This window comes from Pseudomonas sp. SJZ078 (assembly GCF_007828255.1).
Lineage (GTDB): Bacteria > Pseudomonadota > Gammaproteobacteria > Pseudomonadales > Pseudomonadaceae > Aquipseudomonas.
Genome location: NZ_VIUG01000013.1, coordinates 126,094 through 138,984 on the forward strand (window position 1 = coordinate 126,094; position 12,891 = coordinate 138,984).

Consider the following 12,891-nt stretch of genomic DNA (forward strand, 5'->3'; position numbering starts at 1 on the left):
CTTGTAGCTACCGCCACTCAGTGACGGAAGTGGCGCATGCCAGTAAATACCATGGCGATGCCGGCTTCATCAGCCGCAGCGATCACTTCAGCGTCACGCATCGAGCCACCCGGCTGGATCACAGCGGTAATCCCCACCTTGGCCGCATTGTCGATGCCGTCACGGAACGGGAAGAACGCATCGGAGGCCATGACCGCCCCCTGGACCTGCAAACCGGCGTGTTCGGCCTTGATGGCGGCGATGCGGGCCGAGTTCACGCGGCTCATCTGGCCGGCGCCGACGCCGATGGTCTGGCGGTTCTTGGCATAGACGATGGCGTTGGACTTGACGTATTTGGCGACTTTCCAGGCGAAGATCAGATCATGGATTTCCTGCTCGCTCGGGGCGCGCTGGGTCACCACTTTCAGGTCGTCGCTGCCGATCATGCCGATGTCACGGCTCTGGACCAGCAGGCCGCCATTGACGCGCTTGTAGTCCCAGGCCGGTGCACGGTCGGCCGACCATTGGCCGCAGGCCAGCAGGCGCACGTTGGCCTTGGCGGCCACGATGGCGCGGGCTTCTTCACTGACGGAAGGGGCGATGATCACTTCGACGAACTGGCGCTCGACGATAGCCTTGGCGGTCTCGGCGTCCAATTCGCGGTTGAAGGCGATGATGCCGCCGAAGGCCGATTCGGTGTCGGTGGCGTAGGCCAGTTCGTAGGCCTGGCGGATACCGCCCTCGGCATCCGGGCTCACGGCCACGCCGCATGGGTTGGCGTGCTTGACGATCACGCAGGCCGGCTTGACGAAGCTTTTCACGCATTCGAGCGCGGCGTCGGTGTCGGCCACGTTGTTGAACGACAGTTCCTTGCCTTGCAACTGGGTCGCGGTGGCGATGCCGACTTCGGCAGGCTTGGCTTCCACGTAGAACGCCGCGCTCTGGTGCGGGTTCTCGCCGTAGCGCATTTCCTGGGCCTTGATGAACTGGGTGTTGAAGGTGCGCGGGAATTCGCTGCGACCTTCGGTCGACAGGGTTTCAGCGGCCTGGTTCACGGTGCCCATGTAGTTGGCGATCATGCCGTCGTAGGCAGCGGTGTGTTCGAAGGCCTTGAGCATCAGGTCGAAACGCTGAGCGTAGGTCAGTCCGCCGGCCTTGAGGTTCTCCAGCACGCCGGCGTAGTCGCTGGCGTTGACCACGATGGCGACGTCCTTGTGGTTCTTGGCCGCCGAGCGGACCATGGTCGGGCCGCCGATGTCGATGTTCTCGATGGCGGTCGGCAGGTCGCAGCCCGGCTTGCTGATGGTGGCTTCGAACGGGTAGAGGTTGACCGCCACCAGGTCGATCGGCTTGATGCCATGTTCGTTCATGATGGCGTCGTCGATGCCACGACGACCCAGGATCCCACCATGAATCTTCGGATGCAGGGTCTTGACCCGACCGTCCATCATTTCCGCAAAACCGGTGTAGTCCGCGACTTCCACTGCGGCGACACCATTGTCCTGCAGCAGCTTGAAGGTCCCGCCGGTGGAGAGGATCTCGACGCCCAGCTGTTGCAGCTCGCGGGCGAATTCGAGGATCCCGGTCTTGTCGGAGACGCTGATCAAGGCGCGGCGGATCGGCTGGCGGGTGGTCTGGTCGGTCATTTCAATTTCCATCAAAAGCAAGGGAAGTCAGCAAAAAAGGCGACCGTTTTTTATGCGGGCGCCTTTCTGGTTTGATTGAATGCTTACAGCAGATCGTACTGCTTGAGTTTCTTGCGCAGGGTGCCGCGGTTTAGGCCCAGCATCTCACTGGCCTTGGTCTGGTTGCCCTTGACGTAGTTCATCACGCTTTCGAGCAGTGGCGCCTCGACTTCGGAAAGCACCAGGTTGTACACATCCGTGACGGCAGCGCCCTCAAGGTGGGCGAAATAATTGTGCAGCGCCTTCTCGACACTCCCGCGAAGGGTCTGACCCTCTTCGCTTGGCGTATTGAGGTGCTGTTTCAAATTCACGTTGTCGCTCACGGGTGTTATTCCACTCACTAAAGTCTCGGTCATCATCGTCATGCGGCCACCCCTTCGTCCCCTGTCAGGCTCTTGTAACGTTCAGCGAAGAAGGCCTGAACGTCGGCGCATTGTGCTTGCGTACCATCCAAACGATTGAAGCGGGCGCGAAACTCCCTGGCGCCCGGCAGGGTTGCGAGATACCAGCCCACATGCTTGCGCGCGATGCGCACGCCCATGACTTCTCCGTAGAAGGCATGCAGCGCGGCCAGATGCTCCAGCAGAATTCGTTCCACCTCGGACATTTGCGGCGCAGGCAGCTTTTCGCCGGTGCGCAGGAAGTGTTCGATCTCACGGAAAATCCAGGGCCGCCCCTGGGCAGCCCGGCCGATCAACAGGCCGTCGGCACCGGTCGCGTCCAGCACGTACCGCGCCTTCTCTGGCGAGTCGACGTCGCCGTTGGCGAACACCGGTATCGACACCGCCTGCTTGATCGCGGCGATGGTGTCGTACTCGGCCTCGCCGGTATACAGGTCGGCACGGGTGCGGCCATGGACCGCCAACGCCGTGATTCCCGCTTGTTCGGCGATCTTCGCCACCGTCAGGCCATTCCTGTTCTCCCGGTCCCACCCGGTGCGGATCTTCAACGTCACCGGCACATCGACTGCAGCGACGACCGCCTGCAGGATCTCGGTAACCAGGGCCTCATCCTTCAACAGCGCCGAGCCGGCAGCCTTGTTGCAGACCTTCTTCGCCGGACAGCCCATGTTGATGTCGATGATCTGTGCCCCCAACGCCACGTTGGCCCGGGCCGCTTCCGCCAGCATCTGTGCATCGCCACCGGCGATCTGCACCGAGCGGGGCTCGGGATCGCCTTCGTGGATCATGCGCAGACGTGACTTGCGGGTGTTCCACAGGCTCATGTCGCTGGTGACCATTTCCGAAACCACAAGACCGGCGCCCAGCCGTTTGCATAACTGACGAAAGGGCTGATCGGTGACACCCGCCATGGGGGCGAGAATCAGACCGTTCTGCAGTGTATATGGGCCGATGCGTACCGCCGACATAGGACTTCCCTGAAGTGGGGCCGGATCATGAGACTTCGAAAAAGGGTTGGCATGATACCCGCTCTCGATGACTGGATAAAGATGGAATTGGATAAAATCTGAACAGCTACTTTGTTATCGCCAGCGGTTTGGTCCGGCTGGGGTGGGTCAGAAACCCGCCGTCAATCGACTGGCCCCGGTGGCTTCACTCGGGCGAGTGGAAGCTCAGGCTGTAGTTCACTGCCTTGGGGCCTGGGTCGAGGATGTCCAGGGCGATGTGAATAGGGGTCTGGGGCGGCATTTCCCCCAGGCCCTCGAGATCGCCACCCAGGTACTCTCCGGGCTTGAAGCGGCGGCTGGCGATCAAGTGCCCGTTAAGGTCGGCGAAGCGCAGTTCCAGCAGCGGAAAAGGTTGGGAGAAGGGCGCACGATTGTAGATGATCGCGTCCACCACCAGGGCGCCGCTGAAGTCCGGATGACTGCGTACCACCAGGTTGCTGCTCTTGATCTTGGCGATGTCGACTTTGGATGGCACGTCGCAGCCGATGGTCGGGCAAATCTGCAGGAACCACGGGCGGTACTGGTCCTGGCGGGCCAATTCCTCGAAATGGTAAGCGATGTACTGGCCCGCCAAGGCCCCGGCGGCCAGCAGGATCAACAGGCTCCACAGCAGGCGCCGACCCCAGGGCGAGCGGCGCTTGCGCCAGTCCAGTTGCAACGGATCGTCGTCAAGGTCCTGGAGAACTTCGGCGCGTATTCCGGGTTCCTGACGTTCGCGTTTCTTGCGCGGCAGGGCCGGTTCTTCGTCGATATCGTCAATATCGTCGGTGGCGGACAGGCGCTCGAGGCGTTCGTCGGGTTCATCGTCCGGCGCCAGGTGCAGCGGCGCGCCAGGCACTTCGTCCGGCTCCAGTGGTTCAAGCGTCAGGGGCAGCGACAGGGACGGCTCGGTACGGGGTGGCCGGACCGGCTCATGGGGGGCGAAAGGCTCGATGGGGACCTGGGCCACTGCTTGCGCGCGCTCAGCGGGAGTGTCGCTGTACAGGCTGTCGGACCAGGGCTCCTGCTCGCTGGAGAGGTGGTCCCGCTGTGCGCTCAGGTTATCTTCACGGCGTCGCCCGAAGGAGTCCGGTGCGCGTTTGTCACGCCGTTCCAGGCGCGCCAGTTCCTTGTCCAGGTCATCCAGGTCCAGCTCCGCGGCGGTCCACTGTTTCTGGCTGATCGCCCTGGGCGGTGTTTCGACGGCTGCGGGCCGCAGGGGTGCGGCGACGGTGGGGGCGGGCTCCCTGGCGGTCCGTTGTTCCAGCAATTGCCGTGCGGCATTGAAGACTTGCAGGCACGAGCCGCAGCGAACCACCCCGCGGGCCACGCTCAATTGAGCATGGCTGACGCGAAAACTGGTGTGGCAATGCGGGCACTGGGTGACGAAACTGTCAGTCATGCGGCAATCCGGTGGATACAGGCGGCCATTCTAGCGCCGACGTCCGGTGATGCGCACCCAGCCATCACGATTGGCAATAGGGTCCAGGTCAAAGTCGGCGGCATAAGCGGCGGCGACTTCCTCGCCCTGTTCAGCCAGGATGCCCGACAGCGCCAGTCGCCCGCCCGGCTTGACCAGGCCCGACAGTTGCGGCGCCAGGGAGACCAACGGTCCGGCGAGGATGTTGGCCACCAGTACGTCGGCCTGGACCTGAGGCAGGTCCTGCGGCAGATAGAGAGGGAACAGCGCTTCGGCAATGTTGTTGCGCCCGGCGTTGTCGCGGGACGCTTCCAGGGCCTGGACGTCGATGTCGGTGCCGACCGCCTGTTTGGCACCCAGCAGCAGCGCGGCAATGGCCAGGATGCCCGACCCGCAGCCGAAGTCGAGCACATCGCAGCCCTTGAGGTCCTGCCCGTCGAGCCATTCCAGGCACAGCGCGGTGGTCGGGTGGGTGCCGGTGCCGAACGCCAGGCCCGGGTCCAGCAGCAGGTTGACGGCGTCCGGCTCCGGCGCCGCATGCCAGCTCGGTACGATCCACAGCCGCTGGCCAAAGCGCATCGGCTGGAAATTGTCCATCCAGCTGCGTTCCCAGTCCTGATCTTCGATCACTTCGCTGTGATGTTCGGGCAATGGGCTGCCGGTCAGCAGTTCCAGATGGGCCAGCACGCTGGCCGCTTCGGTGCCACCTTCGAACAACGCCAGCAAGTGGGTGTGGGACCACAACGGAGTGGTGTTGAGTTCCGGTTCGAAGATCGGCTGGTCTTCGGCGTCCATGAAGGTGACCGATACGGCGCCTACTTCAAGAAACGCGTCTTCGTAGGTTTCGGCTTGTTCCGGGCTGATGGCCAGACGTACTTGCAGCCAAGGCATGGCGGGCACCTTTGGAAATAAATCTACAGGAAGCAGGCTGGGTGGCCTGTGTGGCCACCAGGCTGCGAAAGCTGCGCAGTGTACGCCAGGTCGCCGTCAAAGTGGATAAGTGAGTCAGCACGCCTGGCGTGGTGTTTCGGAATATATATGTATGACATGCGTGCGCTGGCGGGCGGATAAGGTGCGGGCTCACACAACAGGGAGGAATGTGATGGACAACACGGCCGAGCGGCAAAGAAACGTGAGCAGTACAGGGCCGGTACCTTCCCCGAAGGCGGCAACGGTATATACCATTCTGGAGCGACTGGTTCGTTGGCAAGCGGCCATCGATGCGCGATTGCAAACCCAGATGGGCGTGCTGGAGGTGCTGGAAGAGTACCTGCTGGTTGAACTGCGTACCCATTATTACCAAGGCAATATCGATCCACGCTTCATCGACACCCTGCTCGATACCGTGCTGCAACGCATGATCGACCAGCAGCCAGTCATGCCCGACGAAGAACAGGACGCGCCTTATCGTTGGCCGGGGGCGGCTGATCGGGGGATAGCGGTCGAGCGACAGGAGGTCATTACCCAAGTGGTGGAGAGCGTCGCTTCGAACTTTATCGACCACTACGGGGATTATCTGCGACGGCACTGGAAAATGGCCGGGGAGGAGACTTCTTTGGTGGCAGTGGTCCAGCGCAGGCTTGAGGATCACCTGAGCAGTGCCACCACAATGTTCCAGCCGGAGCGATTGGCGGGCCTGGAGGTCGATGACCTGCGGGGTAAACTGGAAACACTCCAGGATGGTTGGCGGCGGATGAGTGCGTTGACGGCGTTGGCGAGCGCTTCGGAGCGTCAGGCGCTGCAAGCGATCGCTCGTTTGCAACTGCCTGACTGGTTGCGTGGGTTGGGCGAAGCTGACCGCAGACGGCTGAAAGTTTTCCAGGACCAGACTTCTCAGGCACGGGCGCAGGTGGACAGCTTGCTCGATGGCCTGGGGTCGTTGCAGGCGTTTGCCCGGCAATTGGCCAAGGACTATGTCAGGCAGGAATTGGATATGGAGGTTGAGCCTGACAGCATCCGGGTGCAATTGCAGTGGCGTAGCGTGATGGGCCAACCGGTACACGCCCACAACTTGAGCGAGCTGCTGGCGGCCGGGCCGGTCAGGTCGGACGCTGTCTCGGTGTTCCTGGTGGAAAACGGCGCGATGCTGCGCAACCAGCCGCTTTCGCCAGCGTTCATCACCCAATTGCTGGCGGACATCGATGCTCCGGCGGGGTATTTGCCAGCGCTGGTCGAGCGTTATGGCCAAGAGGACTTGAAAGATGCTCTGCTCGATTGGTTCATGGCGCGGCTGCAGCAAAGTGTGTTCATTGCCCGTTGCGCAGGTCACCTCAAGGCGGCCAACCACGAGGCGGTCATGGCGCTGTGGGAGGGGCAGGTAGCCAGCGCTTTGCGGGTCAGCAGCCTGATACTTCCGAACGCTTTACGGTGTGACGATCTTCTTTTGTTCCATCGCCACGATCTGCAAGGCGACCTGCTGCTGTATGCCCCCGATAAGCCGGATGGCCAGGAGTGGGTCGAGCTGCCTTCGTTGCGGGCGGTGAACTTGGAAATAGGCGGATGGACACGTAGCGAAGCCGGTCGCGAGTACCTGCTGCAACGGATTTCTCCCGTTGAGCGGGGCAGGGCCCGGGAATACTTTGCCGGCGTAGCGGACCAGCCGACGACCTGGGACTCGAGCCGCGATCCACGGGGAGCGGTGACCGGTTTCAGGGCTTGCCTTGAAAGCCTCGTTGCCATGGGGCTGGACAACAATCTGGCACAGGTGGAACGGGACGAATCGCCGCGCTGGTACTCTGCGTTGCCGCTCGATGCGCGGCGCAACATCAGTAGCCTGAGCCAAGAGGTCCTGCTCCATCAGGAGGTTTTCAACCAGCAGATTGCCGATTACGAAATCTTCGCGGACTACGCCAAGCGTGTCGTCACCCAGGCCATTGCCCCCTATATGCGCAGCAAGGGGGTGCAGGAGCCGGTCGACCCCGCAACGGTACTCATCGACTACAACCCGGGATTGGCGGATGGCAAAGCCAAGGTCGCCAGCCTGCTGGACCTTGCCATCTACGGGTACGACGATAATTCGGGTATCGACCGGCCCGAAAAGGGTGTGCGTTCGTCGGTAGGGCAGGACCTGGGGCAAGTCCGCAGTGCGGAGCTGGCGTCCTATCTTCGACGGGCGTACCTGGGCGAGCAGTATGCACGGGAGATCCGTGCCAAATTTCTCGATGCCGGTGCTCCTGAATACTCCGCGCGCCGCGCCGCTTACCGCAACCTGCTGCTGACCCGGATGGACCGTGACCTGCGGGTCGCCATGGGGCAACTCCAGTTAAGTGCGAGCGAATTCTGGTGGCTCACTCGACAAGTCACCCTCCTGAGCGAATCGGTGCCGGCGTCGGGCCCGGTGTATCCAGGGGCCGTCGTACAGCACGAGGGGGTGATCAGGTTTTCCATCGCTGGTCATATCGTGATGGGCGTATACGTCTTCACTTATTTCGATCCGAAGAGCGTGTATTGGTTGTACACGCCAGACGCGCCGGACGGTGTCACGTTTCGCCGATACCAGGATTTCTCCGCAAGCGTCGCCGCGCGCCTGCAGGACTATATGTTGGCGCGTGTCGCGCTGGGCGCCCGCACGGCCGTCAGGCGCTCGTTGATGGAGCTGGCGAAGACACGCTCCAGCGTCGACACCTTGCGCGAGTTCAATCGAGTACGCGATATCCAGACAGAGTTCGATGCTTACATCGAGCGTGCTGTCACCGATGTGGAAAGCATCACCCGCAGTCGTGCCGAAGTCATCCGGCAGCAGGTCATCAAGGGGTTGCTGTTTGCTTCGGCGCCTGTTTGCCTGGTCTATCCGCCTTTTGCCCTGCTGCTGGATGCCGCCTTGATCGCCGCCAGCGTCAAGCAGGCCGCCGAGGTTCATTGGCAGGGAGATACGAATCGTGCGCTGGGCCATTGGCTGATGGCCTCCTGGGGCACCTTGTTCGCCGCGCTGGGAGCCGGGGTCGCCGCTACGCTAGTGGGATGGGCGGCGAGTAACCTGAAGCTTGTGGTGCAGACCCTGTCTCTTTCCAGGCAGCGCTTGAGAAGCGTGGCGTCGCTCGCCCGGGAGGCAGGGCCAATCATCCCGCCCATTCGCTTCAAGCCGCAGCAGGCGGTGGCCAAGCCCCCCGGGCATCTGGAGCGGGTAACCACGGAGGGGATTTACCAGGGCACCTATCGCAGCCCGTCCAGCGCATCGCAGCCGTTCGAGACCTATTACATACGCAGTCGGGGCCGGTATTACCAGGTGAAGCAAGATCGTCGTTTCGGCGGTTTGTGTCTGGTGGATTCCAGTCGTCCCGGGGCGTTGTATAACTTGCCCATCCGCAGGCTGGGCAATGGCAAGTGGGTGCACAACGCAGTCGGCTTGCGAGGGGGAAATGAGCAAGCGGTTTTCCTTGGGCGAGTGAGCGATCTGCGGGAGGCGTTTCCCGGCCATGTTTTCCCGGATGTATCGAGGGGCGCGTTGCAGGGTGAGGTGGTGGTGGCGAGGTTCAACGCGGCTGTGGCGGACAACTATCTGTTCTCCCTGAACGCGCAGACATGTGTGATCGCGTCGTTGTACAACCCCACCACAAGGGCGGGGGCGGTCATTCATTTCGATCACAATATCCGTGCGCTTATCGAGCGCAGCCTTCGCGATGTCATGCCGCGCCTGGGCGGGACCGCGCAGGATGTCCGCGTCACCCTGGTGGGCGGGGACTGGCTGACGGGGGCCGACATTGGCGGGCGGGTCAGGTCGGCAATGAGGCGCCAGGGCCTGCAACCTACCTGGGACCATTGGTCTTACTCGTCCTGCTTCGGCAATACCTATGGAGTTTCACTGGATCTAAACAGTGGCCTCACATCGGTCTTCAAGACCTCCCGCAGCCAGGTCGAGCGCTACTATATACCGGTGCTGGCACGGGCGAAGAAGAGTATGGACCCGGTATCGATGCGCGCGCGCGGGTTCATGACGCGCGTGCGCAACGATCCTCTGGTCGCCAATGCCAATGGTGTCGTCAGCACGCCCCAGGGCAGGCCGGCGACGGCGGCGCAGATCGAAGCCCAGGCGTTTTCCGTGGTGACGCTGAGCTGAGCCATTGCGGCTTTTCTGAAAGCAGGCAAAAAAAGACCCCGGCCAATGGACCGGGGTCTTTTACATCACTTGGGGCATCAGTGCTGGTTGCCCAGCTTGTGTTCCAGGTAATGGATGTTGACGCCGCCTTCGCAGAAGCCTTTGTCACGTACCAGATCGCGGTGCAGCGGGATGTTGGTCTTGATCCCGTCAACCACGATTTCTTCCAGCGCATTGCGCATGCGCGCCATGGCTTCGTCGCGGGTCGCCCCGTAGGTGATCAGCTTGCCGATCAACGAATCGTAGTTCGGTGGAACGGCATAACCGCTGTACAGGTGCGAGTCGACGCGAACGCCGTTGCCGCCCGGTGCATGGAAGTGCTTGACCGTGCCTGGGCTTGGCATGAAGGTTTTCGGGTCTTCGGCGTTGATCCGGCATTCCAGCGCGTGACCGCGGATGACCACGTCATCCTGGGTGAACGACAGCTTGTTGCCGGCGGCGATGCTGAGCATCTCCTTGACGATGTCGATACCCGTGACCATTTCCGAAACCGGGTGCTCCACCTGAACACGGGTGTTCATTTCGATGAAGTAGAAGCGACCGTTCTCGTACAGGAACTCGAAGGTACCGGCGCCGCGGTAGCCGATGTCGATGCAGGCCTTGACGCAACGCGCCAGGACTTCCTGACGGGCCTTCTCGTCGATGCCCGGTGCTGGCGCTTCTTCGAGGACCTTCTGGTGGCGACGTTGCAGCGAGCAGTCGCGGTCGCCCAGATGGATGGCCTGGCCCTGGCCGTCGGACAGCACCTGGACTTCGACGTGGCGTGGGTTGGTGAGGAATTTTTCCAGGTAGACCATCGGGTTACCGAACGCCGCGCCTGCTTCGGAGCGGGTCAGCTTCGCCGAGGAAATCAGGTCTTCTTCCTTGTGTACCACGCGCATGCCACGACCGCCGCCGCCGCCGGCGGCCTTGATGATCACTGGGTAACCGACTTCGCGACCGATGCGCAGAGCGGTTTCTTCGTCTTCAGGCAGCGGGCCGTCGGAACCCGGAACGGTCGGTACGCCGGCTGCGATCATGGCGTGCTTGGCCGACACCTTGTCGCCCATCAGGCGGATGGTCTCGGCTTTCGGGCCGATGAAGGCAAAGCCGGAATTCTCGACCTGTTCGGCGAAGTCGGCGTTTTCCGCCAGGAACCCGTAGCCTGGGTGAATGGCGGTGGCGCCGGTTACTTCGGCAGCGGCAATGATCGCCGGGATGTGCAGGTAGGAGTGCGCGGCAGAAGCCGGGCCGATGCAGACGGATTCGTCCGCCAGGCCCAGGTGCATCAGCTCTTTGTCGGCCTTGGAGTAAACGGCGACGGTCTTGATGCCCATCTCTTTGCAGGCACGCAGGATCCGCAGGGCGATCTCACCGCGGTTCGCGATCAGGACTTTTTCCAGCTTCGCAGTCATCAAAGGCTCTCCGCGGTTCAAACGATGGTGAACAGCGGTTGGTCGTACTCAACCGGCTGGCCGTCTTCAACGAGGATGGACTCGATCACACCGCTGGTTTCAGCTTCGATGTGGTTCATCATCTTCATGGCTTCGACGATGCACAGGGTGTCGCCTTTCTTCACGGTCTGGCCCACTTCAACGAAGGATGGCGAGGTTGGCGAAGACTTGCGATAGAAGGTGCCCACCATTGGCGAACGAGCGACAGTGCCGTTGAGCGCTGGAGCGGCGGCCGCAGCTGGAGCAGCGGCCGGAGCAGCAGCGGCCGGAGCGGCTGGCGCTGCGGCGGCTGGAGCCTGCATCGGTGCCGGAGCGTAGAACTGCTGGGCTGGAGTCTTGCTATGACGACTGATGCGTACGGACTCTTCGCCTTCCTTGATCTCCAGCTCGTCGATGCCGGACTCTTCCAGCAATTCGATCAGTTTCTTAACTTTACGGATATCCATGAATCATCAACTCCCAAGGGTCGGTCAGGGGCGTTTAACGCTTGTTGTTCAAGCTGTTGCCTGTTTTTCAAGCTGCTCTAGGGCGGCCTCCAGGGCCAGTCGGTAACCGCTGGCGCCAAGGCCGCAGATCACTCCCACCGCTACATCGGAGAAGTAGGAATGATGGCGGAAAGGTTCGCGTTTGTGCACGTTGGACAAATGCACTTCGATGAATGGGATGCTCACTGCCAGCAACGCGTCACGTAATGCGACACTTGTATGCGTAAAAGCTGCTGGATTGATCAAAATGAAGTCCACGCCTTCGCTACGGGCGGCATGGATGCGGTCGATCAATTCGTATTCGGCGTTGCTTTGCAGATAGAGCAGATGATGGCCGCCTGCGCGGGCCCGCTGCTCCAGGTCCTGGTTGATCTGGGCCAGTGTTACGGCTCCATAGACGCCCGGTTCACGGGTGCCCAGCAGGTTCAGGTTGGGTCCGTGCAGGACTAAAAGGGTCGCCATCTGCTGTTCCTTATTATCTGTGAGCAGGTATCAGAACCCGGCGACTATGCCGCAAACCCTTAATGACTGTCCAGTTCTCGGCAATAGCCGGCACGATGAGCGATGTTTGCGAAAAATTTATGACCATGGTACTGAGTTTGGTCACCGTGGCCCTGTGGGAGCTTGCTCGGGCTGTACGGATTTTTGACCGGATACATATCCATTGCTGCGGTAACGGCGGCTTAGGGTTCCGCCCTGACGGCGGTTACTTTTGAAAAGCGCAAAAGTAACCAAAACGCTCTTGCCCCACCACTACGCAATGCCTGCGTTCGGCCTTCGTGGTTAACGGGGCATCCAAGATCAAGATCAAAAGCCAAAGCGAGGCAGCTTGCCGACCTATTTCCCCAGCTGTACCTGAGGACACACCACCTGTGGGAGCAAAGCTTGCTCGCGATGGCTGTGGCACATTCGACACTCATGCAAGCTGACCCACCGCTATCGCGAGCAGGCTCGCTCCCACAGGAGATTGGCGGTGAGTATGGATGTTGTGTTCAGCCTGGATCTGGGGTGGGAGCGGGCTTGCTCGCGAAGAGGGCGGCACATTCGACGCCTATGCAAGCTGACCCACCGCAATCGCGAGCAAGCCCGCTCCCACAGGAGATTGGCGGTGAGTATGGAGGTGTGTTCAGCCTGGATCTGGGGTGGGAGCGGGCTTGCTCGCGAAGAGGGCGGCCATTCGACGCCTATGCAAGCTGACCCACCGCAATCGCGAGCAAGCCCGCTCCCACAGGAGATTGGCGGTGAGTATGGATGTTGTGTTCAGCCTGGATCTGGGGTGGGAGCGGGCTTGCTCGCGAAGAGGGCGGCCATTTGAACTGGCTTAATGATCCCGGACACCTCTTAAGGGCGATATGATTCGCCCCATCAGGAGGATCCATGCAAGAGCGAAAGACCTACACCCGCGAG

9 protein-coding genes are annotated in these 12,891 nt (G+C 61.5%); 1 reads left to right on the forward strand and 8 read right to left on the reverse strand.

Annotation, left to right across the window (positions count from 1 at the left end; genetic code table 11):
* Positions 1-17: 17 nt before the first annotated feature.
* From purH to prmA, 5 genes are all read right to left on the reverse strand, one after another.
* Entirely contained in the window at positions 18-1,625 is a 1,608-nt protein-coding gene (gene purH / locus FBY02_RS14205; RefSeq protein ID WP_144928551.1) for a bifunctional phosphoribosylaminoimidazolecarboxamide formyltransferase/IMP cyclohydrolase, read from the reverse strand.
* An 83-nt stretch (positions 1,626-1,708) separates the two neighbouring features.
* Positions 1,709-2,029 carry a DNA-binding transcriptional regulator Fis gene (gene fis / locus FBY02_RS14210; protein ID WP_024781407.1) on the reverse strand — a complete coding sequence of 107 codons (321 nt, stop codon included), beginning with the start codon at positions 2,027-2,029 and terminating at the stop codon, positions 1,709-1,711.
* A complete protein-coding gene (dusB, locus tag FBY02_RS14215; RefSeq protein WP_144928553.1) occupies positions 2,026-3,033 on the reverse strand; it encodes a tRNA dihydrouridine synthase DusB in 1,008 nt (335 codons plus the stop codon). Before dusB ends, fis begins: the two co-directional genes overlap by 4 nt.
* 184 nt (positions 3,034-3,217) lie before the next feature.
* On the reverse strand, positions 3,218-4,453 hold the full coding sequence (locus FBY02_RS14220; RefSeq protein ID WP_144928555.1) for a DUF3426 domain-containing protein: 1,236 nt from the start codon (positions 4,451-4,453) through the stop codon (positions 3,218-3,220).
* Positions 4,454-4,483: 30 nt separating this feature from the next.
* The gene (prmA, locus tag FBY02_RS14225) at positions 4,484-5,362 is read right to left on the reverse strand and encodes a 50S ribosomal protein L11 methyltransferase (protein ID WP_055127223.1); all 879 of its coding nucleotides are present in this window, start codon (positions 5,360-5,362) and stop codon (positions 4,484-4,486) included.
* Positions 5,363-5,573: 211 nt separating this feature from the next.
* On the opposite strand from prmA, the gene FBY02_RS14230 reads away from it, so the two are divergent.
* Positions 5,574-9,527 carry a dermonecrotic toxin domain-containing protein gene (locus tag FBY02_RS14230; protein ID WP_144928557.1) on the forward strand — a complete coding sequence of 1,318 codons (3,954 nt, stop codon included), beginning with the start codon at positions 5,574-5,576 and terminating at the stop codon, positions 9,525-9,527.
* A gap of 77 nt (positions 9,528-9,604) precedes the next feature.
* On the opposite strand, the gene accC is transcribed toward FBY02_RS14230, so the two are convergent.
* The 3 genes from accC to aroQ are packed head-to-tail and all read right to left on the reverse strand — an operon-like array spanning position 9,605 to position 11,946.
* The gene (gene accC, locus FBY02_RS14235) at positions 9,605-10,960 is read right to left on the reverse strand and encodes an acetyl-CoA carboxylase biotin carboxylase subunit (RefSeq protein WP_144928559.1); all 1,356 of its coding nucleotides are present in this window, start codon (positions 10,958-10,960) and stop codon (positions 9,605-9,607) included.
* A 17-nt stretch (positions 10,961-10,977) separates the two neighbouring features.
* A complete protein-coding gene (gene accB, locus FBY02_RS14240; RefSeq protein ID WP_144928561.1) occupies positions 10,978-11,445 on the reverse strand; it encodes an acetyl-CoA carboxylase biotin carboxyl carrier protein in 468 nt (155 codons plus the stop codon).
* Between the two features lie 48 nt (positions 11,446-11,493).
* A complete protein-coding gene (gene aroQ, locus FBY02_RS14245) occupies positions 11,494-11,946 on the reverse strand; it encodes a type II 3-dehydroquinate dehydratase (RefSeq protein ID WP_144928563.1) in 453 nt (150 codons plus the stop codon).
* Positions 11,947-12,891 lie beyond the last annotated feature (945 nt).